The following is a 24,762-nucleotide window of genomic DNA, read 5'->3' as shown; positions in this document are numbered from 1 at the left end:
GTCCCGAAAGGTGGTTTCCGGCTTTCAGAAAAAGACGATGCAACACAAGCACATAGAGCATCGTCCTGGATCCGATATCCAGGACGATGCTCTAGGCCCGCCGAGGCGGGCGCCGGCGATTGAGGCCGAGAGGAAGCATGCCCGAAACTCCGGCAGGGCGAAATCGGAACCTCGGCCGCAGGCCCGGATTGGCTTGTCAGATCCGCTTGCCGCACGACGGAGCCCTCCGATGCGCCCTACCCTTCGACGCCCCCTCGCGGCGGCCCTCCTCGCCGCGACGATCCTCCCCGGTGCGGCGCTCGCCCAGAGCGTGGCCAACCCCAACGATCAGCCCACCGCCGGCACCCTTCCCTCCGGCATCGGCACGCTGCCCCGCCAGGATCCCGCCCCCGACCGGCCGACCGGCGACGTGCGGGCCCCGAGCGCGATCCGGCCCTCGACCTCGGTGGTGCCCGACGGCGGCAAGACCCGCACCAACCCCCTCGACCATCTCTCGGCGCGCTACCGCTCCAGCCTCGAGAACTGATCCGGAGAACCGCGCCGCAACCGCGGCCCCAACCCGGCCGTTGGACCGGGATCGGACAAGGGAGAGCCCTATGGGATTGCTCGATCAGGTCATCGGCGGGGTCGTCGGACAGGTTCTGGGAGGAGGGCGCGGCGGCGCGCTGTCGTCGCCGATCGTCAAGGCGCTGCTCATGCTGCTGCTCGCCAAGGGCGCGAGCGGCGGGCTCGGCGACATCCTGGGCCGGCTCGGCGGACAGGAGGGCGGCGGACACGAGGGCCGCCCGCCCTCCCCTCAATCCCGGTTTCCGGAGCCCGGTGCCGATGACGGCGATCTCGGCGGGTTCGGCCAGGGCCGCCGTAGCGGCCCGCCGGTTCAGCGAGACGAGGGCGGCGAGTTCGGCGACCTTGCCGGCATGCTCGACGGGCCCGGCGACAACGCCGAGCGCGCGCCCGGTGCCGGCCCCTATGCGCGGCTCGACCGGGATCAGGCGGATGCCGCCGGGGCGGAAGCCGCGGGCGGGCTCGGCGGCCTGATCGAGAGCTTCGAGCGCAGCGGGCTCGGCGACGTGATCGGCTCGTGGATCGGCCACGGCCCGAACCAGCAGGTCGCTCCCAACCGCCTCGCCGAGGCGCTGGGCCCCGACACCGTCGCGTCGCTCAGCCGCGAGACCGGCCTGTCGCGCGACGACCTGCTCGGGCAGCTCGCCCAGGCGCTTCCCGGCGTGATCGACGCTCTCACCCCGCAGGGCCGCCCGCCGAGCCGCGAGGATGCCCGCGGCTGGTAGCGGCACCGATGGCCTACGAGCTGCACTATTGGCCGATGATCCAGGGGCGGGGCGAGTTCGTCCGCCTCGCCCTGGAACAGGCCGGCGCCGCCTATATCGACGTCGCCCGCCGACCGCATGAAGAGGGCGGCGGCATCGCGGCGATGATGGACCGGCTGGAGGACGAGCCGATCCGCCCGCCCTTCGCCCCGCCCTTCCTCAAGGACGGCGATCTCGTCATCGGCCAGACCGCGGCGATCCTGCTCTATCTCGGCCCCCGCATCGGCCTCGTCGGCGCGACGGATGCCGACCGGATCTGGACCCACCAGATCCAGCTCACCGTCGCCGACATGGTCGCCGAGGCCCACGACACCCACCATCCGGTCGGCGTCGGGCTGTATTACGAGGACCAGAAACCCGAGGCCCTGCGCCGGGCGCGGGATTTCCGCGAGAACCGCATCCCGAAATTCCTCGCTTGGTTCGAGCGGGTGCTCGCCCGCAACCCGGCGGGACCGGATCATCTCGTCGGCGCCGCCGTCTCCTACGCCGACACCTCGCTGTTCCAGCTGGTCGAGGGCCTGCGCTACGCCTTCCCGACCGCGACCGCCCGGGCGCTGGAGGCGACGCCGCGCCTCGCCGCCCATGGCGAGCGCATCGGCTGCCTGCCGCGGATCGCCGCCTATCGGGCGAGCGACCGGCGCCGCCCGTTCAGCGAGGAGGGCATCTTTCGACGCTACCCGGAGCTGGACGCCGACTGACACGGCTTCCGCTTGCTTCGAGCGGAAACCGTGTCAGGAGCCCGCGCGGCCCTTGAGCGAAGCCCAAATCCGCCATCCCGAAGGGATCAACCGGATTTGGCCGGATTTGGTATGACACGGCGTCCGGTCGCTCGCCGCGCGACGAGAGCGTGGGGCGGCCTCCGACACGGGTCCTCCGGATACCGTACAAACGCTTCCCCTGCGCGCCTCGGTCGCTGTCCGGAAGCGTGGCTGCTGCTATCTTAGATCAGCCCCACGCCATGTCCGGTGGAGTAGGATGGCGGCTGTGACCGAGACCGAGACCCTTCGCCCCATCGACGAGCCGGATTCCGGCGCCTTCTCCCCGGAGGCCGATGCCCTCGCCCGCGCCCAGGACGCCGCCGGGCTCGGCCTCTTCACCCTCGACCCGCCGGGCACGATGTTGCGCCCGAACGCCGCCTTCTGCCGCCTGCACGGCCTCGCGCCGCAGGCCACCCTCCCCCTCGCCGCGGTGGAGGCGCTGACCCTGCCCGAGGACGGGGCCGCCCTCTCCGGGGAGGCGTCGCCGGAGAAGGCGGTCTACCGCATCCGCCGGGCCGATACCGGTGCGGTGGCGTGGCTGCACCGCACCCTCGTGGCCGAGCGCGACGCGGCGGGCGGGCTCGTCCGCCAGGCGGGCGTGGTGCGCGACGTGACCGCGGAGCGCGGCCACGAGACCGAACTGGCCGAGCGCGCGCAGCATTACCGCGCCCTGTTCGAGCAGATGGACGAGGGCTACTGCGTCATCCAGTTCCTCGACGGTCCGCAGGGAGCGCTGAGCGACTACGTCCATGTCGAGGCCAACCGCGCCTACGCGCAGCATGCCGGCATCGAGAACGTGGTGGGCCGGCGGTTGCGCGAGATCGTCTCGGACGACGAGGCGGAGGGGTGGCTCGCCCTCTACGGCGAGGTCCTGCGCACCGGCACGCCGATCCGGTTCCAGCGCGAACTGGTCGAGACCGGCCGCTATCTCGAACTCGCCGCCTTCCGCATCGAGCCGCCGCAGCGGCGGCAGGTGGCGGTGCTGTTCCAAGACATCACCGCCCGGCGGCGCGTGGAGCACCGGCTTCACGCCAAGACCGCCGATTTGGAGGCCGAGGTGACGGCGCAGCGGCGCGACCGCGACCGCGTCTGGGCGCTCTCGCCGGTGCTGAAGGCGGTGATCGCGCCCGACGGGCGGATCGCGGCGGTCAACCCTTCCTGGACCCGCGCGCTGGGCTGGCCCGCGTCCGAGTCCCTCGGTCGGCCCCTCGACGCCTTCGTCGTCCCCGAGGAGCGCGCGACCCTCACGGGCGCCCTCGAACGGCTCGTGGCCGACGGCCTGACCCGCCGGGACCTCGAATTGGAGCTGACCTGCCTCGCCGCCCTCGGCGAGCCGCGGCGGGTGCTCTGGACCATCGTGCCGGAGGACGGCCTGCTCTACGGCTTCGGCCGCGACATCACCGAGCAGCGCCAGGCCGAGGAGGCCCTGCGCCAGTCGCAGAAGCTGGAGGCGGTGGGCCAGCTCACCGGCGGCGTCGCCCACGACTTCAACAACCTCCTCACCATCATCCGCTCCTCGGTGGAGTTCCTGCGACGGCCCGAGCTGCCGGAGGCGCGGAAAGCCCGCTACCTCGACGCGGTCTCCGACACGGTGGACCGGGCCGCCAAGCTGACCGGGCAATTGCTGGCCTTCGCCCGGCGCCAGGCGCTCAAGCCCGAGACCTTCGACGTGTGCGAGCGCCTGCGCGGCATCTCGGAGATGCTCGATTCGGTGACCGGCGCCCGCATCCGCGTCGTCACCGACCTGCCCGGCGGCGCCTGCTACGTCCGTGCCGACGCCAGCCAGTTCGAGACCGCGCTCGTCAACATGGCGGTCAACGCCCGCGACGCCATGGACGGTGAGGGCGTCCTGACGCTGCGCCTCGACGCGCCGCTGGCGCTGCCGCCGATCCGGGGCCATGCCGGCGCGGCGGGGGCTTTCGTCGCCGTTTCGGTGTCGGATTCGGGTGCCGGCATCCCGCACACCGACCTGATGCGCATCTTCGAGCCGTTCTACACCACCAAGGAGGTCGGCAAGGGCACGGGGCTCGGCCTGTCGCAGGTGATCGGCTTCGCCAAGCAATCGGGCGGCGACGTGGACGTGAAGAGCCAGCCGGGCTCGGGCGCCACCTTCACCCTCTATCTGCCCGAGGTGCCCGCCCCCGCCGAGGCGCCGACGGCGCGCCGCGAGAGCGTCTCCGACGGCGCGGCCGCGGCCCTGCGCGTCCTCGTGGTCGAGGACAATCTGGAGGTCGGGCGTTTCTGCACCCAGATCCTCGAAGACCTCGGCCATCGGCCGGTCTGGACCGAGAACGCCGAGGCCGCGCTCGCGGCCCTCGCCGCGTCGCCCGATCCGTTCGACGCGGTTTTTTCCGACGTCGTGATGCCCGGCATGGGCGGCATCGCGCTGGCCCGCCTTCTGCGCGAAAAATTCTCGGAGCTGCCGGTGGTGCTGACCTCCGGCTACAGCCACGTGCTGGCCCAGGACGACGCGCACGGGTTCGAACTCCTGCGCAAGCCGTACTCGGCGCAGGAGCTGGCTGAGGTTTTACGTCAAGTGACCGGCAAGTAGGCGATTGTCTAAGTGACTGTGGCGCATCGGACTTTTCCGAAAGCCGGTTCCCACCTTCCGGGCCGAGGCTCTAGCCGCCGCCCGCGGTATCGGGCGAGCCGGCATTGCCGATCGGCTGCTCCGGTTTCTCGGAATTGCCGGCGGTGCCGGGATTGTTGGTGATGTTGGTCGAGCCCGTGACGCCCGGCGCCACCGTCCCGACCGAGCCCGGACCGCCATTGTCGACGCCCCCCGGATGGACCACCGTGGTGGTTCCGTCGGCGGGACCGAGCGTCTGCTTCGGGCCGGGTTGCTTGATCTCGGCGGGGCCGGTCTGCGCGAAAGCGGCGGTGGCCAGCGGCAGGGCGAGGGCGGCGAGGAACAGCGGTTTCATGGTTGCTCCCGTTCGGTGGATTCAGCCGAACCAACGCGAGCATCGCCTCATCGTTCACGCACCCCTGCGGCAGGAGGGCCCGCCCGCGCGGGCGCGCCCTCCCTCGTGACGACGCTTACTGCCCGGCGGGCTTGTTGGCCGGCGGCGTGGCGGGCGCGGGGGCCGGCGGCGGCGCGCTCGGCTGGGTCGGCGCGGTGGTGGCCGGCGGCGGGGGCGGAGGCGGCGGAGCGTCCTTCTTCTCGTCCTTGCAGGCAGCGAGGCCCAAGGCGAGGAGTCCGAAGACGGGCAGAAGGCGGGCGATACGCATGGGGGACGATTCCTCCGTTCGATGTCCGTGAAGCGAACGATGGGCGCGGGGAAACCGTTCCGGGGCGATCACGATCCCGGCATCACCTGACACACCTCACAAAAAAACGTCGAGCGTCCCCCCTGCACGATGCGCGTCACGTGCCCGGTGCAGCCCCGCGCCTGGCAGGGAAAACCCGTGCGGTCGTAGACCCGAAACACGTGCTGGAAGCCGCCGCTCTGGCCGTCGGGGTGGGCGTAGTCGCGTAAGGTGGAGCCGCCCGCGGCGACCGCTTCGGTCAGCACCGCCTTGATGTCCTTGGCGAGCTTTTTCGCCTTCGGCGTCGGGCTGCCGTCGGGCTTGGCCAGCGCGCCGGCCGGCAGCGCCGGGTGCAGGCCCGCCCGGTGAAGGGCTTCGCAGACGTAGATGTTGCCGAGGCCCGCGATCAGGCGCTGGTCGAGGAGGGCGGCCTTCAGCGGCGTGATCTTGTGGCGGAAGAGGCGGGCGATGGCCGCGCCGTCGAGGGACTCGCTCAGGGGCTCGATCCCCATCTGGGCGAAGTGGCGGCAGCGTTCGAGGCCGTCCGTCGCCACGAGGTCCATGAAGCCGAAGCGGCGGGCGTCGTTGTAGGTGACGGTGGCCCCCGTCTCGAACGCCATCACCACGTGGTCGTGCTTCGGGGTGCCGAGCGCCCCGTCGAGGTAGAAGTCGCCCGGCGACAGGTTCGAGCCGTCGGGCAAGGCCACGTCGAAGCGCCCGCTCATGCCGAGATGCAGGATCAGGCTCTCGCCGGAATCGAGCCCCGCAATCAGGTATTTGGCCCGCCGCGACAGGTCGAGGACGCGCCGCCCCTCCAGCCGTTCGACGAAACGGTCGGGGAAGGGAAAGCGCAGGTTCGGCCGTCGCAGGGAGACGCGGGTGATCCGCGCGCCCACCATCGCGGGCGCGAGGCCCCGGCGCACGGTCTCGACTTCGGGCAGTTCGGGCATTCTTTTGGCGATTTTTTTCGAAACGGACGCTCACACATAGGCTCACGCTGCGCGATCCGCACCGGCGCCTTCCGCCGCTCCCCCTGCCGCATGGCGGTTCCCGCGCGCTTTCGCTATGAGGCTCGGCCAAGGGCGGCAGCGGCGCGGACGGCACGGAATCGGATGAGCGGCAACAGCACCGGAATCGGCCGAGACGCGGCTTCTGAAGCGGGCGGCGAAGACACCGCCGATTTCGGCTACGAGCGCGTCCGGCTCTCCGAGAAGCAGGCGCGGGTCGACGACGTCTTCCGCTCGGTCGCCCGCCGCTACGACCTGATGAACGACCTGATGTCCGGCGGCCTGCACCGGGCCTGGAAGTCCCACCTCATCGGCATGCTGCGCCCCTCGCGCACGCGCCCCTACCGCCATCTCGACGTGGCGGGCGGCACCGGCGACATCGCCTTCCGCACGCTGGAAGCCGGCGGCCCGGACACGCAGGTGACCGTGCTCGACATCAACGAGGCGATGCTGCGCGTCGGCGCCGAGCGGGCCGGGCACAAGTACGACGGCCGCATCGATTTCGTCACCGGCAACGCCGAGACCCTGCCGCTGCCCGACAACACCTTCGACAGCTACACCATCGCCTTCGGCATCCGGAACGTCCCGCGCATCGACGCGGCGCTCAAGGAGGCGCGGCGCGTGCTCAAGCCCGGCGGGCGGTTCCTGTGCCTGGAATTCTCCCGCGTCGACCTGCCGGTGCTGGAAAAGATCTACGACGCCTATTCCTTCCACGTGATCCCGCGCATCGGCGAGCGGGTGGCGGGTGATCGGGAATCCTACCAGTACCTCGTAGAATCGATCCGCAAGTTCCCCTCCCCGGCCACCTTCGCCGCCATGATCCAGGCGGCGGGCTTTTCGCACGTGACGCATCGCCGGCTGTCGGGCGGGATCGTGGCGATTCATTCGGGCTGGAAAATCACTTGATTTTCTTCCGGCCTCAGACGCCGGCGGCCGCATCCGCGGGGGTGAAGTCCCCTCGGGCGTTCGCTCCGCTAGACGCCTCGGCTGACGCCGAGGCCATTGTGCGGGGCGCTCTTCGCGCCCGGCATTCGGCATTACCGCAGGGCGGGTTCCAACCATGCTAGGCGCGGTCTTCCACCTCGCCCGCGGCGCCCATGTCGGCTTCGTGCTGGCCCGCGAGGGCGGGCTCGCGCTGATCGATGCGCAGGCGTTGCCGCCTCATCTGCGCCTCGCGCTCCGGCTCGGGCGCTCGCTGGAACGGCGCGGCATCGCGGCCGATCCCGGCGCCAGCCCGCTGGAGCGGGCGCTGACCCGGCTCGGGCCGTCCTACGTCAAGTTCGGCCAGTTCCTGGCGACGCGCCCCGACATCGTCGGCATGGCCGCCGCCCGCGATCTGGAGCGCCTTCAGGACCGGGTGCCGCCCTTCCCTCAAGGCACGGCGCTGCGGGTGGTGGAACAGGAATTCGGCAAGCCGGTCTCGGCCCTGTTCACCGCCTTCAGCGAGCCGGTGGCGGCGGCCTCCATCGCCCAGGTCCACAAGGCGACCGTGCTCGACGCCGACGGCACCCAGCGCAACGTGGCCGTCAAGGTGATGCGCCCCGGCGTGCGCGAACGGTTCGCCCGCGACATCCAGGCGATGCGCTTCATGGCGCGCATCGTCCAGGCGTTGCTGCCCGACGCCGAGCGCCTGCGCCCGCGCGAGGTCGTCGAGATCCTGGCCCGCTCCGTCACCATGGAGATGGACTTTCGCCTCGAAGCGGCGGCGATGTCCGAACTCGCCCAGAACACCGCGGGCGACGAGGATTTCCGCACGCCCCGGCCCGAATGGGCGCTGACGGCGCGGGACGTGCTCACCAGCGAGTGGATCGACGGCATTCGGCTGAACGACCGCGCCGGCATCGTCGCGGCGGGCCACGACGCCAAGGCGCTTGGGCGCACGGTGATCCAGTCCTTCCTGAGGCAGGCCATCCGCGACGGCTTCTTCCACGCCGACATGCATCCCGGAAACCTGTTCGTGGACCCGCAGGGCAAGCTGGTGGCGGTCGATTTCGGCATTATGGGGCGCCTCGGCCATGCCGAGCGGCGCTTCCTCGCCGAGATTCTCCTCGGCTTCATCACCCGCGACTACCGCCGGGTCGCCCAGGTGCATTTCGAGGCCGGCTACGTGCCGCGCCACCACTCGGTGGACGATTTCGCCCAGGCCATCCGGGCCATCGGCGAGCCGATCCACCAGCGGAAGGCCGACGAGATCTCGATGGCCAAGGTGCTGACCCTGCTGTTCGACGTCACCGCGCTCTTCGACATGAGCACCCGCACCGAACTGGTGATGCTGCAAAAAACCATGGTGGTGGTGGAGGGCGTCGCCCGATCCCTCGATCCGCAGCTCGACATGTGGACCGGCGCCGAGCCGGTGGTGCGCTCGTGGATCACCCGCCATCTCGGCCCCATCGGCCGGATCGAGGGCGGGGCGCGGGCCGCGCTGACTTTGTCCGAGGTCGTCTCCGACATCCCCGACATCGCCCAGCGCATCCGCCGCATCATGATCCGCCTCGACGAGGAGGGCGCGCGGGACGTGAAGGCGCTGGAGCGCATCGCCCATTTGGAGCAGCGCCGGGCCCTGTGGTCGACGCTGGCGCTCTGGGCGATCGCGGTGGGGGCGCTGGTGCTGGCGTTCCGGTAGGGGTCTCGCACGACATCAGGATGTCGCGAGCCGCGCCGGGCGCCCTGACAGCTTGTCTTCGAACCCTCTAGGTTCAGGGCCTCACAAGTGAGGCGGAGGCGCGGATGCTGGCGGTCCGGGACATCGAGGCGGCCGGGTACCGCTCACTGCGGAGCCTGCGCTTCGCCGTCGGCCCGCTCTCGGTCTTCGTCGGCGGGAACGGCACGGGCAAGACCAACCTCTACCGGGCGCTGGCGCTGCTCCAGGCCGCTTCTACCGGCACGCTAACGCGGGACCTCGCCACGGAAGGCGGGATGGAATCGGTGCTGTGGGCCGGCCCCCGCCGCCGGACCGAGCCAGCCCGGGTGCGCCTGCGCGCGGAGTTGGCCGATGGCGAGACCGGCTTGAGCTACGGCTACGCCGTCGAGGTCGGCCTCGTGCCGCAAGTCGGCGATGCGATCTTCGGGGCGGCGTTCCGCCTGGAGCCGCAGGTGAAGGCGGAGCGGCTCACCGTGCAGGCTGGCGCCCGTCCCACGGTCGTGCTCGACCGCGACGGGCCGTCGGGCTTCGTGCGCGACGAGGAAGGCCGCAAGCGCCCGCTCGGCACCGACCTGCTCGCGACCGAGACGGCGCTCGCCGCGCTCCAGGACGGGATGCACTTCCCCGAACTGCAGATCGTCCGGCAGGCGATGGGCGCGTGGCGCTTCTACCACGACGTCCGCACCGATGCGGGCTCGCCGCTGCGAAGACCCTGCCTTGCGGTGACCGCGCCGACGCTGGCCTCCGACGGCAGCGACCTCGCCGGGGTGTTCGCGACGCTCGCGCATATCCGGGGCGACACCGCCGATCTCGACGCGGCGGTGGACGAGGCCTTTCCCGGCGCCCGCCTCGTCGTGCCGGAGCCGGGGCGCGAGGCGCGCTTCGGCCTCGTCTTCCCGGATTATCCGAAACGGGTGTTCGAGGCCTCCGAATTGTCGGACGGCACGTTGCGCTACCTCGTGCTGGCGGGCGCGCTGCTGGCCTACCGCCTGCCGCCCTTCGTGGCCCTGAACGAGCCCGAGGCCAGCCTGCACCCTGATCTGATGGAGCCGCTCGCCCAGATGATCGCGCGGGCGGCGCGGCGCACGCAGGTCTGGCTGGTGACCCATTCCGAACGCCTCGCCGCCGCGGTGGCGCAGGCCAGCGGCGTACGCCCGCGCGTGGTGACGAAGCGCGACGGCGCGACCTGGATCGAGGGCCTTCGGTTGGGCGGCGATTTTTCGGACGAGGAGGATTGAGCGTGGAGATTGCGATCCGCACGCTGTTGACCGGGCGCGTCGCGCCGCTCGGCCGAAGCGAAACGCGCAGCGGCATCGACAAGAGGCCCGTCGCCGGGCCGGTCGCGGTCGGGCGCCTGGGGCTGGCGGGCGACGAGCAGGCCGACCGGCGCTTCCACGGCGGCCCCGAGAAGGCGATCCACCACTACGCCCTCGACCACGCCGCCGCGTGGCGCGCGGACCTCCCCGAGGCGCCGGACCTGCCTAAGGCGCCTGACCTGATCGAGCGGTCCGGCGCCTTCGGTGAGAACGTCTCGACCCTGGGGCTGACCGAGGCGGAGGTCTGCGTCGGCGACCTATGGCGGGCGGGCGGCGCCCTGCTTCAGGTCTCGCAGGCGCGCCAGCCCTGCTTCAAGCTGAACCTGCGCTTCGGCGTGCCGGACATGGCCCGGCGGGTCCAGGCGAGCGGGCGCACCGGCTGGTACTATCGTGTGATCGAGGAGGGCATCGTGGCCGCGGGTGACAGGCTCGCCCTGGTCGAGCGCCCGCATCCGGACTGGCCGCTGTCGCGCCTGCTGCACCACGTCTACGTCGATCGCCTCGACGGGGCGGCTTTGCGGGACATCGCGGCTTTGCCGGAACTCTCGGAGAGCTGGCGGAGTCTGGCCGCCCGGCGGCTGGCGAGTGGGGCGGTGGAGGATTGGTCGCGGCGGCTCGGCGACGCGGGGTGATTGAGCCGTCGGCCGGGGGCAGCGCCAAACCCTCCCCCCTCTGCGGGGGGAGGGTGCCCGCGGAGCGGGCGGGAGAGGGGAGCGACGGTGTCGGAAAGTGCGGAGCCAGCCCCTCACCCGACCCCCTTTGGGGGCCACCCTCTTCCGCGGAGGGGAGAGGGAAGAGCGGCGGCGCTGCTTTTGGCTACTCCCGCTCGCGGGCGATGTCCGGTGCGTCGGGGTGCTTCATGCCCACCACATGGTAGCCCGCGTCCACGTGCAGCACCTCGCCGGTGACGCCCTTGGACATGTCGGAGAACAGGTAGGCGGCGGTCTCGCCGACCTCCTCGATGGTCACGGTCCGCCGCAGGGGGGCGTTGTACTCGTTCCATTTGAGGATGTAGCGGAAGTCGCCGATCCCTGAGGCGGCCAGCGTCTTGATCGGGCCCGCCGAGATCGCGTTCACGCGGATCTGCTTGGGGCCCATATCGGCGGCCAGATAGCGCACGGACGCTTCCAGCGCGGCCTTGGCGACGCCCATGACGTTGTAGTGCGGCATCCACTTCTCGGCGCCGTAATAGGTCAGCGTCAGCAGCGAGCCGCCGTCGCGCATGATCTTTTCCGCGCGCTGGGCGATCGCCGTGAACGAGTAGCAGGAGATCAGGAGCGACTTGGTGAAGTTGCCCTCCGAGGTCTCGATGTAGCGGCCGGTCAGCTCGTCCTTGTCCGAGAAGGCGATGCAGTGGACCACGAAGTCGATGCCGCCCGGGAACACATCCGCCGTCGCCGCGAACACGGCGTCGATCGAGGCCGGGTCGGTCACGTCGCAATGGCCGACGACCTTGGCGTTCAGCTCCTTCGCCAGGGGCTCGACCCGCTTCTTGAGCGCGTCGCCCTGATAGGTGAAGGCGAGTTCGGCCCCGTGCTGCGCGGCGCTGCGGGCGATGCCCCAGGCGATCGAGCGGTTGTTGGCCACGCCCAGCACGAGCCCGCGCTTGCCCGCGAGCAATCCGCCCGCCTTCTGATCCGACATGCGTCACCTTCGCTTCGGTCAAGCGGCCGACCCTGCCGGAGGCCGCCGCCCAAGGCCGCTTCCTTAGCGGAGGCCCGCCGAGGGGGGAAGCCTGAAGGCGTCTTCCATGTTGGGCCTCAAGCGCCGGCGGCCGCGTCTGCGGCCCGAGGCTGCTCGCTCCGCTCGACGCCTCGGCTCGAGCCGAGGCCGCTCGGGCGGGGCGCTCTTCGCGCCCGGCCGCACGGTGCCATCGCGCGTGCCGAGCGCCGGCCTACGCCGTCCCGGCCTTCGCCTCCCGGCGGCGGCGGGCGTAATCGACCAGGGCCGCGTCCTCGCCCGCGGGCAGGGTGACGGCGGTGGTGGCCAGCAGGTCGCCGCGGGTGCCGTCCTTCTTCGGCAGGCCCTTGCCGCGCAGGCGGAAGGTTCGGCCGGAACTGGTCATGGCCGGCACCTTCATCTCGACGGCGCCGGTCAGCGTCGGCACGCGCAGCGTTCCGCCCAGCACCGCGTCCTCCAGCGGCAGATCGACGGTGGCGCGCAGGTCCGCGCCCTCGACCTTGAAGACCGGATGCGGCAGCACGCGGATGGTCAGCAGCGCGTCGCCGGGCTCGCCACGGGGGCCGGCTTGGCCGCCCAGGCCCCGCAGGCGGATGGTCTGGCCGTCGACGACGCCCTTGGGGACCATGACGTCGACGTCGCGCCCGCCGGGCAGGCCGATGCGCATCTTCTCCTCGCCCGCGATCTGCTCCAGGCTCACACTGAGTTCGGCCGCCACGTCCTCGCCGCGGGCCGGCCCGCCGCGCCCGCCCATGCCGGCGCCGCCCGCGCCGCCGGCGCGGAACGCCTGCTCGAAGATGCTGCTGAGGAAATCCTCGCCGACGCCGCCGGGGCCGGCCCCGCCGCCGCCGCGACGCTGCGTGAAGCCGTCGAAGCCGCCGCCGCCGAAGCCGGAAAAGCCCTCGAAGCCGGTCGCACGTGGCTTGCCCTCGGCGTCGATCTCGCCGCGGTCGAACTGGCCGCGCTTGTCCTTGTCGCCGAGGATCTCGTAGGCGGTGTTCGCCTCCGAGAAGCGCTCCTTGGCCTTCGGGTCCTTGTTGCTGTCGGGGTGATAGGCCTTGGCGAGCTTGCGGAAGGCCTTCTTGATGTCGGCCTCGCTCGCGCCTTTCGGCACGCCCAGCACGTCGTAGGGGTTGCGCATCGATGTTCTTTTGGTGGGATCAACCGTCGAGGGATACGGCCTTGGCCGCGTCGCTTCAACGTGGGAAGGCCGTTGCGGTTCTGCAACACCCCCGTGAGGCCATCCGAAGCGGCCTCAGGATTTCGCCGAGCGCAGCCGCTTCAGCTCCCACTCGCCGCCGGTAAGCTTGCAGCCGGTGCCGCGCAGGAAGCGGCCCTTGCCCTCCCCGCCCGCGACCACCGTCGCCAAAAAGTCGCGGCAGATCTCGTCGCCCGCTACGTAGGGCAAGCCGGTCGGGTTGACCGAGCCGCGCATGGCGGTCTCGGGATTGTCCCACTTCACCGGGCGTCCGTTGCCCTGCGGGTCGAGGGCCATCGACAGGGCGCCGTGGGCGCGTCGCCAATCCTCGTCGCCGAGATCGGGGCCGAACCGGGTGGGGCGCCGGGCGATGCTGCCGGTCACCAGCGGCTCGGGCGCGGCCGCCGGTTCCTTCGCCTGGAAGGACAGCACGGGGCCGCTGCAGCCGGTGCAGGATGCGACGACGAAACCCGCCGCCATCCACGCGAAGGCCACCGGGAGAGCCCGGTCGAGGACTTTACACAGACGCAGACGCATTACACCTGAACTCGAGGCAGACTGAAGGGTCCGTCCGAGCCATGCCCGACCGCTGGTCGAGCCTGGCTCGCAGTTCTGTTTTGACGCGCAGTCCGTTCGACGGTCGGATTGCGCGTCGGGGTGTGCTGCCCGTGCCGGTGCCCCCCGACCCGGATGCCACAGGGGTGAAAATGGCCATCGAACGGTTAAGAGACGGTGAGCCGGCCGGCGCCGGCGTGGACGCGACCGATTTCACGTTGTCGTCAGATCCCTTCGCGCTGTTCGCGGTGTGGATGGCGGAGGCCGAACGCGCCGAGCCCGAGGACGCCAACGCCATGGCGCTGGCCACCGCCGACGCGGACGGTTTGCCCGACGTGCGGGTGGTGCTGCTGAAGGGCTTCGACCGGCGCGGCTTCGTGTTCTACACCAACGCGCAATCGACCAAGGGCGAGCAGCTCGCGGCCAACCCGCAGGCGGCGCTCGTGCTGCATTGGAAGTCGCTGCGCCGCCAGATCCGTGCCCGCGGTCCGGTCTCGCCGGTGACGCCCGAGGAGGCCGACGCCTATTTCGCCAGCCGCCACCGCGACAGCCGCATCGGCGCCATCGCCAGCCAGCAATCGCGTCCGCTGGCCGACCGCCCGACCCTGATGGCGGCGGTGGCGGAACTCTCGGCGCAGTACGAGGACGGCCCGGTGCCGCGGCCCGAGCACTGGACGGGCTTCCGCATCGATCCGGTGCGGATCGAGTTCTGGCAGAACGGCGATTACCGGCTGCACGACCGGGTGCGCTTCACCCGCGAGGGCGACGACTGGAGCCGGTCGCGGCTCTATCCCTGACTTCGATCCGTGACGGGCGGGCTCGTCACGGACGCCCGCACGGCGGCGGTCGTCCGCCGGGCCGACTTAGCGATGAGGCGCCAGCACGCCCCGGATCGCTTCGATCACCTGCTCCTCGCTGTAGGGCTTGCGGATGAAGCGGCCTTGCGCCGGCACGTCGCCGTCCTTGGGTCGCACCTTGCCGGAGGTGATGACGATGCCGATCTCCGGCCAGCGCCGATGGATGCAGGCGGCGAGCTTGATGCCGTCGATGCCGAGGGGCATGTCGATGTCGGTGACGACGACCCGGATGCCGACCTCCCGGTCGAGCAGGCGGATCGCCTCGTTGCCGTTGGTGGCCTCGCGCACCGAGAAGCCCGCATCGGTGACCATGGCGACCGCGGCGTGGCGGGTGACGGCGTCGTCCTCGACCACGAGCACGGTCGGCCTCGGCAGCGCCTCGCTCACGCTTCTTCGTCCTCGACGCCTGCGGGAGCCCGCCCAGGCCCTCCGGTCGCACGGAACGCACGCCCGGGCAACCTCCGAACGAAATAACAGGCTCCCGCCGATCCGCGTGACAATTCCCCGTGCGAACGCGGGGGATCGCTTCCCCTTTCGCAATGCAGCGCCGACCCTGGATTTCCGCCCCCGCGCGGCTTAGACCTGAGGACGGACAGGCCCCTCACGCGATGCCGCGAAACGGGGCAGCGAGGGACCGGCCTTGGCCTCCAACGAACGTCGACGGGTGATGCTGCTCACCGGCGCGAGCCGGGGCATCGGGCACGCCACGGTGAAGCGCTTCTCCGCCGCGGGCTGGCGCGTCATCACCTGCTCGCGCCACCCCTTCCCCGAGAACTGCCCGTGGGAGATGGGGCCGGAGGATCACCTCCAGGTCGATCTGGCGGATGCCGCCGACACCGTGCGCGGCGTGCGCGAGGTGGCCGAGCGGCTCTCCGCCGAGGGCGGCCTGCTGCACGCGCTCGTCAACAATGCCGGCATCTCGCCCAAGGGCCCCGGCGGCGCGCGGCTGGGCGCCATCGACACCGAATATGCCGACTGGGCCCGCGTGTTCCAGGTCAACTTCTTCGCGCCGATTCTTCTGGCGCGGGGCCTGCGCGACGAACTCACCCGCGCCCGCGGCTCGGTCGTCAACGTGTCCTCGATCGCGGGCTCGCGGGTCCATCCCTTCGCGGGGGCGGCCTACGGCACCTCGAAGGCGGCGCTCGCCGGGCTGACCCGCGAGATGGCCGCGGATTTCGGGCCGCTGGGGGTTCGCGTCAACGCGATCTCGCCGGGCGAGATCGACACCTCGATCCTTTCGCCCGGCACCGACAAGCTGGTGGAGCAGATCCCGCAGCGGCGGCTCGGCACGCCGGACGAGGTCGCCAAGGCGATCTACTTCCTCTGCACCGAGGCCTCCTCCTACGTGAACGGCGCCGAACTCCACATCAACGGCGGCCAGCATGTGTGACCGCCGGGCGGCGCTCGCCGCCCTGCTGGCGCCCACCACCGCCCTGCTGGCGCCCACCGCCCTGCTGGCCCTCGTCGCCCTCCCCGCCCTGGCTGAGCCCGCCACGGTCCAGGCGCAGCCGCTCGATCTGCCCTTCCGGGTCACGGCGATGCGCGGCCCCGGCAGCGAGGTCGCGCTCGCGGTGGCGACCTCGGGCCTGCTGCCGGTCGCCCGCGCGGGCGCCGGCGCCGATCCCAAGCGCGGGTCGAAGGCGGATGAGGGGCCGCGGCCCGTGGTCGTGGTCTGGGGCGAGGGCGGCGGGGCGGTGATCGACCTCGACGGCGAGCGCCTCCGCACCACGCTGGTCGGCTCCGAGGCGATCGAGGGGTTCGCCGCCGCCGAGACCCCGCGCGGCGCGGTGCCGGGCTCGCGCATGGCGCAGGACGGCCCGTTGCGCGCCTACCTCACCGGCCCGACCCGGGCGCTCGGCGGCGCGCCGGGCCGAGAGACGATTCACGCCGCGGGCCTGACCATCCGCGAGCGCCAGCCCATCGGCGTCACCGCCGAGCCGAAGGCGGTGCCGGTGGCGACCGCAACCCTGACGCCCGGCCCCGATCAGGTCTTCGCCGGCCGCGCGCCGCGCATCGCGACCCTCGACGGCCGCCCCGCGGTGATCGCCGTGACGGTACAGGGCCCGGCGGAATCGAGCCTCGTCGTCGCCGCCAAGGAGAAGGACGCCGGCTGGAGTCTCACGGCGCGGACGCCGCCGCAGGCGGGCAGCGCGCCCTTGAGCGTCGCCGGCATCGCCGCCTTCTCCGGGGCCGGCTCTGAAATCGCCGCTGTGCGAACGACGGAGGGCGGGGGCGAACTCCAGCTCTGGCGCCCCTCCGGGAGCACCCTGACGCAAGCCGGCGCATGGTCGGGCTATGCCGGCCCGGATGCGGGCGAGGCGGCGAGCCTCGCCGCGGTGCTCCCCGGTGAGCCGGCCTCGCTCGTGCTGCCGCTGGCGGGCCGCAACGCCCTCGCCGTGCTGTCGCTGAAGGGCGGCGCCCTGGTCGAGCGGTTGCGCATCCCCCTGCCCGCCCCCGCCGCCCACGGCGTTGCCGCCCTGAGCCCCCAAAAAGTCCTCGTCGGCCTTGCCGACGGGCGGCTGGCCGCCGCGACGGTGGCCCCGTGAGCGCGGATGCGATTGCCCCCGCCGACGACGGGCGCCTGTTTCCGGGCCGTCCGCTGATCGGCGTCTCCATCGCGGTGATTCGCGACGGCCGCGTGCTGCTGGCGCAGCGCGCCGCCGAGCCGATGCGCGGCGTCTGGACGCTGCCCGGCGGCCTCGTCGAGGCCGGCGAGCGTCTGGCCGAGGCGGCGCTCCGCGAGTTGGAGGAGGAGGTGGGCAGCCGCGCCGAGGTGGTCGGCCCAAGCCTGACGCCGACCGAGATCCTGATGCGCGATTCCGACGGCCGCCTGCGCCACCACTACGTCATCCATCCCCATGCCGCCCTGTGGCGCGCGGTCGAGCCCGCGCCGGGGCCGGAAGCACTCGCGGTGCGCTGGGCGCATCTCGACGAGGTCGCGGGCCTCGCCACCACGCCGGGCCTGATCGACACCCTGCGCGAGGCGTTCTTTCGCGTGTCCGGAGAGAAAACCGCATGAGGCGGCCGGCGACCTTCGCTCTGGCCGCCCTGCTGGTGCTCGGCCCCGTGCTGGCGGCCTCCGAGGCGTGGGCGCAGCAACGCTCCGCGCCCGCGCGCGCGCCGGCCAAACCGCCGGAAAAGGAGAAGGAGCCCCCGCCTCCGCCGGAGCCGCCGCCCGCGCCCTACGACCGCGACCTAATGCGGCTGTCCGAGATCGTCGGGGCGCTGGCCTTCCTGCGCAATCTCTGCGCCGCCCCCGACGCCGCCGAGTGGCCGACCCGGATGAAGGCGATCCTCGAGAGCGAGGGCGTCACTCCGGCCCGCCGCGACCGCCTCGCCGGCGCCTATAACCGCGGCTTTCGCGGCTACAGCCTGACCTACCGGGTCTGCACGCCGGCCGCGACCGAGGCCTCCCGGCGCTATCTGGCCGAGGGCGAGCGCCTCTCCCACGCCATCGCTGGCCGCTTCGGCGGTTGAGTCTTGTCGCCCGACGGATCGTCGTCGCGGCGGTGCCGCACGGCTGCCGAAGGCGCTCTGTTGCCCGAACGCCACAGGCCGGACCCCGTAGAAAAAACCTTCGCAATCGAGCGTCCGCGTTAACCTCTTCGCAATTCCCCGCTTCCCGGCCCGTCCCCAAGGCCGTATCGTAACGATGTCTTGCCGGCATCATGCCGGCCGGGAAACGAAGTCCGCGCCATGATCCATGACCCCGCTCCGTTCGAATCCGATCCGGAGAGCAAGCGCGCCGCGCTGGGCCTCGTGACCGAGGCCTTCGCCGAAGGCTGCCTCGACGGGATCGACGGCGACTGCATGGCCCAGGCCGCCCTGTTCGCCGCCTTCCAGGAGCTCGTCGCCACGTATGGCGAGGACGCGACCGCCCGCTACGCCGAGACCCTGCCCGAGCGTATCCGCGGCGGCGGCTTCACCACGACGTTGCAGCACTGAGGGCCCGCTCGCCCGGCTTGTTCCATCGATCTCCCTGATCCTGCGGTGCTGCGATCGGCTCCGCACCTCAGGATCGAGGGGAAGAAGTCGCGATGGCGTCGAAGACATCGTAAATACAAAAAATTTTACTTATATTTTTGTCTTGTCTGCACAACAATGCAGTTTCTCATTTTGCGTATGCAGCGGCATGCCAAGTCGTGCGATTGTTAGGGTGAGCCCTGTCGGGCTTTCGTCAACAACGCGTCAGGGTGTGTGCTATGCGTTTTGCGATCAAGTATCGCCGGATCGACCCCGAAGTCGTCCATCCGTCTCAGACATTGGCCATCGACATCGAAGGACGGCGCGCCGCCGGGCAACTCGTGGAGAGTCTGGCCGGCGTGTTCGAGGAGAACGGCTGCGACCTGCCGCCGATGACGCGCTGGTTCCGCAGCCGCACCGGGCTGCACCTGATCTGGGCGCAGCCGCAGTAGAGCATCGGCCCGAAAAGGTGGTTCCCGGCTTTCGGAAAAAGCCGATGCGGCACAGGAGCTTGGAGGCCCGTCAGACCGGCAGGGCTTCCTCGAACACCACGGCCTCGCCCCGCGACGGGTTGGCCAATTCGCCCTGCCACATCACCGGCACGCCGCGTACCAGGGTGCCGACCGGCCAGCCGGTGACGGTGACGCCGTCATAGGGCGTCCAGCCGCATTTCGAGGCGATCCATTCGTTGCGGATGGTCTCGCGGCGCTTGAGGTCCACCACCGTCACGTCGGCGTCGTAGCCGAGGGCGAGGCGGCCCTTCCGGGCGATGCCGAACAGGCGCTTGGGGCCCGCGCTCGTCAGATCGACGAGGCGGGCCAGCGAGAGCCGCCCCGCCGCCACGTGGTCGAGCATGATCGGCACCAGCGTCTGCACGCCGGTCATGCCCGACGGTGAATCGGGATAGGGCTTGGCCTTCTCGTCCAGGGTATGCGGCGCGTGGTCGGAGCCGAGCACGTCGACGACGCCCTGCGCGAGGCCGCGCCAGATCCCGTCGCGATGGGCGCTGTCGCGCACCGGCGGGTTCATCTGCACCAGCGTGCCCAGCCGCGCATAGGCCTCGGTGCCGTCGAGGGTCAGGTGATGGGGTGTCACCTCGACGCTCGCCACGTCCTTGGCGGCGCCCAGAAGCGGCATCTCGTCGGCGGTCGAGATGTGCAGGATGTGGATGCGCGCGCCGGTCTCGCGGGCCAGCGCGATCAGCCGTTCGGTGGCCTTCACCGCGACTTCCGGCGAGCGCCAGACCGGGTGCGAAGCCGGGTCGCCCGGCACGCGCAAGCCTTTGCGCTCGCGCAGCATCGGCTCGTCCTCTGAATGGAAGGCGGCGCGGCGGCGGATGTTCTGCAGGATCGCGCGCACGCCCGCATCGTCCTCGACCAGCAGCGAGCCGGTGGAAGAGCCGATGAACACCTTGATGCCCGCCGCCCCCGGCAGCCGCTCCAGGCGCGCCACCTCGCCCGCGTTCTCGTGCGTGCCGCCGACCCAGAAGGCGAAGTCGCAATGCATCCGGTGATGGGCGCGGGCCACCTTGTCGGCGAGCGCTTCGGCGGTCGTGGTCTGCGGGTTGGTGTTGGGCATCTCGAACACCGCCGTCACGCCGCCCATCACCGCGGCGCGCGAGCCCGTCTCCAGATCCTCCTTGTGATCGAGGCCGGGCTCGCGGAAATGCACTTGGCTGTCGATCACGCCGGGGAGCAGATGCAGGCCGCGGCAATCGCGGCGCTCGTTCGCCGCCGCGTTCGACAGATCGCCGATGGCGGCGACGCGGCCCCCGCGGATGCCGAGGTCGGCGAGGTTGGCGCCGTCGTGGTTGACCAGCGTGCCGCCGGCGAGGACGAGATCGAAGGGGGTGTCCAGGGAAATATCCATGGGGGTGTCCATCGGGGCTCTTCTCTCCGGTCGGGCGATTGAGGCCGGGATGGGGGCGGCTTATGTCAGCCGCGGACCCCATGCAACGCCAACCTCTGGAGAGACCATGCCGATCGCCCTGCTGCCGGACCGCGCCGTCGTCGCCGTCACGGGCGCGGAGGCGAGCGCCTTCCTCCAAGGCATCCTCACCTGCAACGTCGAGACCCTGCCCGAGGGCGAGGCGAGGCTCGGCGCCCTGCTGACGCCGCAGGGAAAAATCCAGTTCGATTTTCTGGTGTCGCGCGACGGGGCGGAGGGCTTCCGGCTCGACGTGGCGGCCGAGCGCGCGCCCGACCTCGTCAAAAGGCTCGGGCTCTACCGCCTGCGCGCCAAGGTCGGCATCGCTGCCGACCCGACGCTGGGCGTGGCCGCCGCCTGGGACGGCGCCGGGACGGCGGCCGAGACCATCCGGCTGCGCGACGGGCGCCTGCCCGCCCTCGGCGAGCGCCTCTACTTCACCGAGGGCGCCTTTTCGGCGGATACCTCGGAAGACGATTATCACGTCCACCGCATCGGCCTCGGCGTCCCCGAGGGCGGGCGCGACTTCGCGTTCACCGATGCGTTTCCGCACGAGGCCCTGATGGACCAACTCGGCGGCGTCGACTTCAGGAAGGGCTGCTATGTCGGCCAGGAGGTCGTCTCGCGCATGCAGCACCGCGGCACCGCCCGTACCCGCATCCTGCCGCTCGTCTTCACCGAGGGGACGGCGCCCGCGCCCGGCACCGAGGTGACGGCCGGCGCCCGCAGCCTCGGTGTCACCGGCAGCGCGGCCGGCGGGCGGGGTCTCGCCACGATCCGCCTCGACCGCCTCGGCGACGCGCTCGCCGCGGGTGAGCCGGTGCGGGCCGGCGGCGGCGTGGCCGGCGTCGAGAAGCCGGGTTTCGCGACCTTCGCCTTCCCCACCGACACGGCCGCCGCCGGATGAGTGCGGACGGCCTGATCACCACGCATCCCGACGGCTGCCCGCGCTGCTGGTGGCCGGGGCTCGACCCCTTTTACGTCGCCTATCACGACACCGAATGGGGCGTGCCCGAGTACGATTCCCGCGCGCTCTACGAAAAGCTGATCCTCGACGGGTTCCAGGCCGGCCTGTCGTGGATCACCATCCTGCGCCGCCGCGACGGGTTTCGCCGGGCCTTCCAGAACTTCGAGCCGGAGCGCGTCGCCCGCTTCACGGAGGACGACATCGAGCGGCTGATGGGCGACACCGGCATCATCCGCAACCGCGCCAAGATCCGCGGGACGGTCAGTGGGGCGCGAGCGTGGCTGGCCATCGAGGAGGGCGGGCCCGGTTTTTCGGACTTTCTCTGGGACTTCTGCGACGGGCGGCCGATCCAGACCAATCCGAGGAGCCGGGCGGACATCGCCACCGAGACCGAGATCTCGCGCAAGATGAGCAAGGCCCTGAAACAGAAGGGGTTCACCTTCGTCGGCCCCACCATCGTCCATGCCTTCATGCAGGCGGTCGGCATGGTCAACGACCATCTCGTCGGTTGTCACCGCCACGCCGCCTGCGCCGCCCTCGGCGAGGCGCCCCGCCCGTGAACGCGCCGACGCGAACTCCCAAAAAACCGCGGGCGTGGCAGCGGATGCTGTCGGGGCGCCGCCTCGACCTGCTCGATCCTTCCGCGCTCGATGTCGAGATCGCCGACATCGCCCACGGGCTCGCCCGCGTCGCCCGCTGGAACGGGCAGACGGCGGGGCCGCACGTCTTCTCGGTGGCGCAGCACTCGCTCCTGGTCGAGGCCATCGGCGGCGCCCTCGACCCGCGGCTCGGCCCCCCGGAGCGGCTGGAACTGCTGCTGCACGACGCCCCGGAATACGTCATCGGCGACATCATCTCGCCCCTGAAGAACGCCATCGGCGACGCCTATCGCAGCGTCGAGCGGCGCCTGCTCGGGGCGATCCGCCAGCGCGTCGGCTTGGCCGCCCCGGCCCCGACCCTCACCCGCCTGGTCAAGCGCGCCGACCGGATCGCGGCCTATCTCGAGGCGACGCGGCTTGCCGGCTTCTCCATGGCCGAGGCCGACCAGATCTTCGGGCGCCCGCCGGCTCTTCCCGCGGAGACGATGCCGGCGATCGAGGCGCTGCTCACCCCCCGCCCGACCGCGGAGGCCGAGGCCGCCTACCTCGCCCGCCTCGGCGCGCTCCAGGCGGGCGCCTGATCATGTCGGCTCTTCATGTCTGCCCGCTGTCGCGCCTGTCCGAGACCCTGGCGGCGAGCGGGGCCCGCCATCTCGTGACGCTGGCGACCTTGGGGAGTCCGGGGCTCGCCATCGAGCGCCCGGAAACGATCGCCCCGGAGAACCATCTGCGGGTCGGCTTCAGCGACATCGTCGCGCCGATGGAGGGCCACCTGCCGCCGGGCGAGGCTCATGTGCGCGCCGTGCTCGACTTCGCCGCCGGTTGGGCAGAGGGGCCGGACAGGGAGCGCCCGCTGCTCCTGCACTGCTATGCCGGCATCAGCCGCTCGACGGCCGCCGCCTACGCGGTGGCCTGCGCCCTGGCACCGGAGCGCGACGAGGCGGAACTGGCCCGGACGCTGCGCCGGCTCGCACCGAGCGCCACGCCGAATCGCCTGTTCGTCGAGATCGCCGACGGCCTGCTCGGGCGCCGGGGCCGCATGAGCGCCGCCATCGCCGCGATCGGCCGTGGGGCCGAGGCATTCGAGGGCACGCCGTTTCGGCTTATTCTGCCATAATACAAATCGGCGATGATCCCGACGCATCGCCGATGGCCCCCCGCGAATGCGGGGCGGCGGGCGTCCGCCGGATGCACGGAACAGGACCATCGGTCCGGTTCCGTGCCGCTTGGTATAAGCGGGTCGCGTTGCCGTGAGGTTGGCTGAGGCCGGCGCGGGCCGGCTCGCGTCAACGTGCCCCTCCGATCGGTCGCACGCAATCCACCCGGGCTTGTGCGACGGAAGCCGGCCCGTCATAACCCGCCCGATGGGGGATCGGGCAGGAAAGCCGGGATGAACGCTCAACGACCTGCCGCGCCCGCGGAGGCGCTGCCGGACGATCTGCCGTTCGAGCGGGCCATGGAGCAGCTCGAAGAGATCGTGCGCCGGCTGGAACGCGGCGACGTGCCCCTCGACGAATCCGTGGCGATCTACGAGCGCGGCGAGGCGCTCAAGCGCCATTGCGAGGCGTTGCTGAAGCGGGCCGAGGCGCGCATCCAGACCATCGCGGTCGGGCCCGACGGCCGGGCCGCCGGCACCGCGCCGCTCGATGTCGAGTAGGCGCGGGATGCTCGTTCGGCAAATCGCAAAACATCATCGTGCGCAAGGATTTGCGCGCCTTTCTTCTCTTCGGGCATGAGGCTGCTCCGGTGGCACTAGCGGACACGACGATCCTCGAGGGTCTTGAGACGCCCGACCGGCTGCGGCTTCTGCCGGAGAGCGAGCTGCAGAAGGTCGCCGACGCCGTGCGCGCCGAGATGATCGACGCCGTCTCGATCACCGGCGGCCATCTCGGCTCGGGGCTCGGCGTGGTCGAGCTGACCGTGGCGCTGCATCACGTGTTCGACACGCCCGACGACCGCATCGTCTGGGATGTCGGCCACCAGTGCTACCCGCACAAGATCCTCACCGGCCGCCGCGACCGCATCCGCACGCTGCGCCAGGGCGGCGGGCTGTCGGGCTTCACCAAGCGTTCCGAGAGCGAGTACGACCCGTTCGGCGCGGCGCACTCATCCACCTCGATCTCGGCGGCGCTGGGCATGGCGGTGGGCCGCGACCTCGCGGAAGCCGACGCCAAGGCGAAGGGCGAGGCGCCGGGCCGGCGCCGCAACATGGTGGCGGTGATCGGCGACGGCTCGATGTCGGCGGGCATGGCCTACGAGGCGATGAACAATGCCGGCGCCCTGCATTCGCGCCTGATCGTCATCCTCAACGACAACGACATGTCGATCGCGCCGCCCGTCGGCGCGATGTCGGCCTATCTCGCCCGGCTGGCCTCGGGCGGCACCTACCGTTGCTTGCGCGAGACGGCCAAGCAGCTCGGCAAGCTGCTGCCCAAGGCCCTCTACGAGCGCGCGGCGGCGGCGGAGGAATATGCCCGTTCGCTGATCGTCGGCGGCGGCACGATGTTCGAGGAGATGGGCTTCCACTATGTCGGGCCCGTCGACGGCCACAACCTCAACCACCTGCTGCCGGTGCTCAAGAACGTGCGCGACTCGGACCAGGGCCCGATCCTGCTCCACGTCGTCACGCAGAAGGGCAAGGGCTATGGCCCGGCGGAGGCCAGCGCCGACCGCTATCACGGCGTGGTCAAGTTCGACGTGGTCTCGGGCGTGCAGGCC

29 protein-coding genes are annotated in these 24,762 nt (G+C 71.4%); 21 read left to right on the top strand and 8 right to left on the bottom strand.

What is annotated here, in order from left to right; translation table 11 throughout:
• The first annotated feature begins 229 nt into the window (after positions 1-229).
• From BM140_RS00145 to BM140_RS00130, 4 genes are all read left to right on the top strand, one after another.
• Positions 230-526, top strand: coding sequence for a hypothetical protein (locus tag BM140_RS00145; protein WP_091940771.1), 297 nt, complete (start codon positions 230-232; stop codon positions 524-526).
• A 70-nt stretch (positions 527-596) separates the two neighbouring features.
• Positions 597-1,289 (top strand): YidB family protein, encoded by a 693-nt coding sequence (locus tag BM140_RS00140; protein ID WP_091940769.1) that lies wholly within the window; start codon positions 597-599, stop codon positions 1,287-1,289.
• 8 nt (positions 1,290-1,297) lie between these two features.
• Positions 1,298-2,026 carry a glutathione S-transferase gene (locus BM140_RS00135; protein ID WP_091940767.1) on the top strand — a complete coding sequence of 243 codons (729 nt, stop codon included), beginning with the start codon at positions 1,298-1,300 and terminating at the stop codon, positions 2,024-2,026.
• A gap of 277 nt (positions 2,027-2,303) precedes the next feature.
• Positions 2,304-4,637 (top strand): hybrid sensor histidine kinase/response regulator, encoded by a 2,334-nt coding sequence (locus BM140_RS00130; protein ID WP_091940765.1) that lies wholly within the window; start codon positions 2,304-2,306, stop codon positions 4,635-4,637.
• Positions 4,638-4,707: 70 nt separating this feature from the next.
• Here the strand turns inward: BM140_RS00130 and BM140_RS00125 are convergent, their stop codons facing one another.
• The 3 genes from BM140_RS00125 to mutM all read right to left on the bottom strand — a co-directional run bounded on the left by BM140_RS00125 (position 4,708) and on the right by mutM (position 6,285).
• Entirely contained in the window at positions 4,708-5,010 is a 303-nt protein-coding gene (locus tag BM140_RS00125) for a hypothetical protein (RefSeq protein WP_091940763.1), read from the bottom strand.
• Positions 5,011-5,125: 115 nt separating this feature from the next.
• Positions 5,126-5,317: a hypothetical protein gene (locus BM140_RS00120; protein ID WP_091940761.1), complete on the bottom strand. Its 192-nt coding sequence runs from the start codon at positions 5,315-5,317 to the stop codon at positions 5,126-5,128.
• A gap of 68 nt (positions 5,318-5,385) precedes the next feature.
• The gene (mutM, locus tag BM140_RS00115; protein ID WP_091940758.1) at positions 5,386-6,285 is read right to left on the bottom strand and encodes a bifunctional DNA-formamidopyrimidine glycosylase/DNA-(apurinic or apyrimidinic site) lyase; all 900 of its coding nucleotides are present in this window, start codon (positions 6,283-6,285) and stop codon (positions 5,386-5,388) included.
• Positions 6,286-6,447: 162 nt separating this feature from the next.
• Here mutM and ubiE point away from each other — a divergent pair, with 162 nt between their 5' ends.
• The 4 genes from ubiE (at position 6,448) to BM140_RS00095 (ending at position 10,931) form a co-directional block, all read left to right on the top strand.
• Complete coding sequence (gene ubiE, locus BM140_RS00110; protein WP_091940753.1) at positions 6,448-7,248, top strand: bifunctional demethylmenaquinone methyltransferase/2-methoxy-6-polyprenyl-1,4-benzoquinol methylase UbiE; 801 nt, start codon at positions 6,448-6,450, stop codon at positions 7,246-7,248.
• A gap of 154 nt (positions 7,249-7,402) precedes the next feature.
• On the top strand, positions 7,403-8,965 hold the full coding sequence (gene ubiB / locus BM140_RS00105; RefSeq protein WP_091940751.1) for a 2-polyprenylphenol 6-hydroxylase: 1,563 nt from the start codon (positions 7,403-7,405) through the stop codon (positions 8,963-8,965).
• A 104-nt stretch (positions 8,966-9,069) separates the two neighbouring features.
• The gene (locus BM140_RS00100; protein WP_091940748.1) at positions 9,070-10,221 is read left to right on the top strand and encodes an AAA family ATPase; all 1,152 of its coding nucleotides are present in this window, start codon (positions 9,070-9,072) and stop codon (positions 10,219-10,221) included.
• Between the two features lie 2 nt (positions 10,222-10,223).
• Entirely contained in the window at positions 10,224-10,931 is a 708-nt protein-coding gene (locus tag BM140_RS00095; RefSeq protein WP_091940745.1) for an MOSC domain-containing protein, read from the top strand.
• A gap of 184 nt (positions 10,932-11,115) precedes the next feature.
• On the opposite strand, the gene fabI is transcribed toward BM140_RS00095, so the two are convergent.
• From fabI to BM140_RS00080, 3 genes are all read right to left on the bottom strand, one after another.
• Positions 11,116-11,943: an enoyl-ACP reductase FabI gene (gene fabI, locus BM140_RS00090; RefSeq protein WP_091940742.1), complete on the bottom strand. Its 828-nt coding sequence runs from the start codon at positions 11,941-11,943 to the stop codon at positions 11,116-11,118.
• A gap of 250 nt (positions 11,944-12,193) precedes the next feature.
• The gene (locus tag BM140_RS00085) at positions 12,194-13,120 is read right to left on the bottom strand and encodes a DnaJ C-terminal domain-containing protein (RefSeq protein WP_091940737.1); all 927 of its coding nucleotides are present in this window, start codon (positions 13,118-13,120) and stop codon (positions 12,194-12,196) included.
• Between the two features lie 114 nt (positions 13,121-13,234).
• On the bottom strand, positions 13,235-13,714 hold the full coding sequence (locus BM140_RS00080) for an RT0821/Lpp0805 family surface protein (protein WP_091940734.1): 480 nt from the start codon (positions 13,712-13,714) through the stop codon (positions 13,235-13,237).
• Between the two features lie 170 nt (positions 13,715-13,884).
• On the opposite strand from BM140_RS00080, the gene pdxH reads away from it, so the two are divergent.
• Positions 13,885-14,529 carry a pyridoxamine 5'-phosphate oxidase gene (gene pdxH / locus BM140_RS00075; protein ID WP_091940732.1) on the top strand — a complete coding sequence of 215 codons (645 nt, stop codon included), beginning with the start codon at positions 13,885-13,887 and terminating at the stop codon, positions 14,527-14,529.
• A gap of 66 nt (positions 14,530-14,595) precedes the next feature.
• Here the strand turns inward: pdxH and BM140_RS00070 are convergent, their stop codons facing one another.
• Positions 14,596-14,976: a response regulator gene (locus BM140_RS00070; RefSeq protein ID WP_091940729.1), complete on the bottom strand. Its 381-nt coding sequence runs from the start codon at positions 14,974-14,976 to the stop codon at positions 14,596-14,598.
• A 280-nt stretch (positions 14,977-15,256) separates the two neighbouring features.
• On the opposite strand from BM140_RS00070, the gene BM140_RS00065 reads away from it, so the two are divergent.
• The 6 genes from BM140_RS00065 to BM140_RS00040 all read left to right on the top strand — a co-directional run bounded on the left by BM140_RS00065 (position 15,257) and on the right by BM140_RS00040 (position 19,004).
• Positions 15,257-15,979, top strand: a complete 723-nt coding sequence (locus BM140_RS00065; protein ID WP_091940726.1) for an SDR family NAD(P)-dependent oxidoreductase — start codon at positions 15,257-15,259, stop codon at positions 15,977-15,979.
• On the top strand, positions 15,972-17,135 hold the full coding sequence (locus BM140_RS00060) for a hypothetical protein (RefSeq protein WP_244535220.1): 1,164 nt from the start codon (positions 15,972-15,974) through the stop codon (positions 17,133-17,135). Before BM140_RS00065 ends, BM140_RS00060 begins: the two co-directional genes overlap by 8 nt.
• Positions 17,132-17,608, top strand: coding sequence for an NUDIX hydrolase (locus BM140_RS00055; RefSeq protein WP_207549408.1), 477 nt, complete (start codon positions 17,132-17,134; stop codon positions 17,606-17,608). Before BM140_RS00060 ends, BM140_RS00055 begins: the two co-directional genes overlap by 4 nt.
• The gene (locus BM140_RS00050) at positions 17,605-18,066 is read left to right on the top strand and encodes a TIGR02301 family protein (protein ID WP_091940723.1); all 462 of its coding nucleotides are present in this window, start codon (positions 17,605-17,607) and stop codon (positions 18,064-18,066) included. The genes BM140_RS00055 and BM140_RS00050 overlap by 4 nt, the downstream gene beginning before the upstream one ends.
• Before the next feature lie 219 nt (positions 18,067-18,285).
• Positions 18,286-18,534, top strand: coding sequence for a hypothetical protein (locus tag BM140_RS00045; RefSeq protein WP_056238899.1), 249 nt, complete (start codon positions 18,286-18,288; stop codon positions 18,532-18,534).
• A 257-nt stretch (positions 18,535-18,791) separates the two neighbouring features.
• Positions 18,792-19,004, top strand: coding sequence for a hypothetical protein (locus BM140_RS00040; RefSeq protein ID WP_091940720.1), 213 nt, complete (start codon positions 18,792-18,794; stop codon positions 19,002-19,004).
• A gap of 70 nt (positions 19,005-19,074) precedes the next feature.
• On the opposite strand, the gene BM140_RS00035 is transcribed toward BM140_RS00040, so the two are convergent.
• Positions 19,075-20,409, bottom strand: a complete 1,335-nt coding sequence (locus tag BM140_RS00035; protein WP_091941662.1) for a dihydroorotase — start codon at positions 20,407-20,409, stop codon at positions 19,075-19,077.
• Positions 20,410-20,527: 118 nt separating this feature from the next.
• Here BM140_RS00035 and ygfZ point away from each other — a divergent pair, with 118 nt between their 5' ends.
• From ygfZ to BM140_RS00005, 6 genes are all read left to right on the top strand, one after another.
• On the top strand, positions 20,528-21,385 hold the full coding sequence (gene ygfZ, locus BM140_RS00030; RefSeq protein WP_091940717.1) for a CAF17-like 4Fe-4S cluster assembly/insertion protein YgfZ: 858 nt from the start codon (positions 20,528-20,530) through the stop codon (positions 21,383-21,385).
• Positions 21,382-22,005, top strand: a complete 624-nt coding sequence (locus BM140_RS00025) for a DNA-3-methyladenine glycosylase I (protein ID WP_091940714.1) — start codon at positions 21,382-21,384, stop codon at positions 22,003-22,005. The genes ygfZ and BM140_RS00025 overlap by 4 nt, the downstream gene beginning before the upstream one ends.
• A 44-nt stretch (positions 22,006-22,049) precedes the next feature.
• Positions 22,050-22,625: an HD domain-containing protein gene (locus BM140_RS00020; protein WP_091940711.1), complete on the top strand. Its 576-nt coding sequence runs from the start codon at positions 22,050-22,052 to the stop codon at positions 22,623-22,625.
• A 2-nt stretch (positions 22,626-22,627) separates the two neighbouring features.
• Positions 22,628-23,161 (top strand): tyrosine phosphatase family protein, encoded by a 534-nt coding sequence (locus BM140_RS00015; RefSeq protein WP_091940708.1) that lies wholly within the window; start codon positions 22,628-22,630, stop codon positions 23,159-23,161.
• A 273-nt stretch (positions 23,162-23,434) separates the two neighbouring features.
• Positions 23,435-23,701, top strand: coding sequence for an exodeoxyribonuclease VII small subunit (locus tag BM140_RS00010; protein WP_056238601.1), 267 nt, complete (start codon positions 23,435-23,437; stop codon positions 23,699-23,701).
• Positions 23,702-23,790: 89 nt separating this feature from the next.
• Positions 23,791-24,762 (top strand): 1-deoxy-D-xylulose-5-phosphate synthase N-terminal domain-containing protein (locus tag BM140_RS00005; protein WP_280142569.1); only part of this gene is annotated, 972 nt, incomplete at its 3' end.

This window comes from Methylorubrum salsuginis (assembly GCF_900114375.1).
Taxonomy (GTDB): Bacteria; Pseudomonadota; Alphaproteobacteria; order Rhizobiales; family Beijerinckiaceae; genus Methylobacterium; species Methylobacterium salsuginis.
Note: the sequence above shows the minus strand (reverse complement) of the source record. Positions and strands in the feature narration are given on the sequence as shown.

What these genes read in the sequence shown, in the direction of transcription:
- pdxH (WP_091940732.1), top strand. Translation starts at nt 13,885, where the DNA reads ATGGCCATCGAACGGTTAAGAGACGGTGAGCCGGCCGGCGCCGGCGTG.
- ubiB (WP_091940751.1), top strand. Translation starts at nt 7,403, where the DNA reads ATGCTAGGCGCGGTCTTCCACCTCGCCCGCGGCGCCCATGTCGGCTTC.
- BM140_RS00140 (WP_091940769.1), top strand. Translation starts at nt 597, where the DNA reads ATGGGATTGCTCGATCAGGTCATCGGCGGGGTCGTCGGACAGGTTCTG.
- BM140_RS00145 (WP_091940771.1), top strand. Translation starts at nt 230, where the DNA reads ATGCGCCCTACCCTTCGACGCCCCCTCGCGGCGGCCCTCCTCGCCGCG.
- ubiE (WP_091940753.1), top strand. Translation starts at nt 6,448, where the DNA reads ATGAGCGGCAACAGCACCGGAATCGGCCGAGACGCGGCTTCTGAAGCG.
- BM140_RS00065 (WP_091940726.1), top strand. Translation starts at nt 15,257, where the DNA reads ATGCTGCTCACCGGCGCGAGCCGGGGCATCGGGCACGCCACGGTGAAG.
- BM140_RS00100 (WP_091940748.1), top strand. Translation starts at nt 9,070, where the DNA reads ATGCTGGCGGTCCGGGACATCGAGGCGGCCGGGTACCGCTCACTGCGG.
- BM140_RS00135 (WP_091940767.1), top strand. Translation starts at nt 1,298, where the DNA reads ATGGCCTACGAGCTGCACTATTGGCCGATGATCCAGGGGCGGGGCGAG.
- BM140_RS00080 (WP_091940734.1), bottom strand. Translation starts at nt 13,714, where the DNA reads ATGCGTCTGCGTCTGTGTAAAGTCCTCGACCGGGCTCTCCCGGTGGCC.
- BM140_RS00040 (WP_091940720.1), top strand. Translation starts at nt 18,792, where the DNA reads ATGCGTTTTGCGATCAAGTATCGCCGGATCGACCCCGAAGTCGTCCAT.
- BM140_RS00020 (WP_091940711.1), top strand. Translation starts at nt 22,050, where the DNA reads ATGCTGTCGGGGCGCCGCCTCGACCTGCTCGATCCTTCCGCGCTCGAT.
- mutM (WP_091940758.1), bottom strand. Translation starts at nt 6,285, where the DNA reads ATGCCCGAACTGCCCGAAGTCGAGACCGTGCGCCGGGGCCTCGCGCCC.
- BM140_RS00015 (WP_091940708.1), top strand. Translation starts at nt 22,628, where the DNA reads ATGTCGGCTCTTCATGTCTGCCCGCTGTCGCGCCTGTCCGAGACCCTG.
- BM140_RS00130 (WP_091940765.1), top strand. Translation starts at nt 2,304, where the DNA reads ATGGCGGCTGTGACCGAGACCGAGACCCTTCGCCCCATCGACGAGCCG.
- fabI (WP_091940742.1), bottom strand. Translation starts at nt 11,943, where the DNA reads ATGTCGGATCAGAAGGCGGGCGGATTGCTCGCGGGCAAGCGCGGGCTC.
- BM140_RS00010 (WP_056238601.1), top strand. Translation starts at nt 23,435, where the DNA reads ATGAACGCTCAACGACCTGCCGCGCCCGCGGAGGCGCTGCCGGACGAT.
- ygfZ (WP_091940717.1), top strand. Translation starts at nt 20,528, where the DNA reads ATGCCGATCGCCCTGCTGCCGGACCGCGCCGTCGTCGCCGTCACGGGC.
- BM140_RS00025 (WP_091940714.1), top strand. Translation starts at nt 21,382, where the DNA reads ATGAGTGCGGACGGCCTGATCACCACGCATCCCGACGGCTGCCCGCGC.
- BM140_RS00120 (WP_091940761.1), bottom strand. Translation starts at nt 5,317, where the DNA reads ATGCGTATCGCCCGCCTTCTGCCCGTCTTCGGACTCCTCGCCTTGGGC.
- BM140_RS00125 (WP_091940763.1), bottom strand. Translation starts at nt 5,010, where the DNA reads ATGAAACCGCTGTTCCTCGCCGCCCTCGCCCTGCCGCTGGCCACCGCC.
- BM140_RS00045 (WP_056238899.1), top strand. Translation starts at nt 18,286, where the DNA reads ATGATCCATGACCCCGCTCCGTTCGAATCCGATCCGGAGAGCAAGCGC.
- BM140_RS00085 (WP_091940737.1), bottom strand. Translation starts at nt 13,120, where the DNA reads ATGCGCAACCCCTACGACGTGCTGGGCGTGCCGAAAGGCGCGAGCGAG.
- BM140_RS00060 (WP_244535220.1), top strand. Translation starts at nt 15,972, where the DNA reads ATGTGTGACCGCCGGGCGGCGCTCGCCGCCCTGCTGGCGCCCACCACC.
- BM140_RS00050 (WP_091940723.1), top strand. Translation starts at nt 17,605, where the DNA reads ATGAGGCGGCCGGCGACCTTCGCTCTGGCCGCCCTGCTGGTGCTCGGC.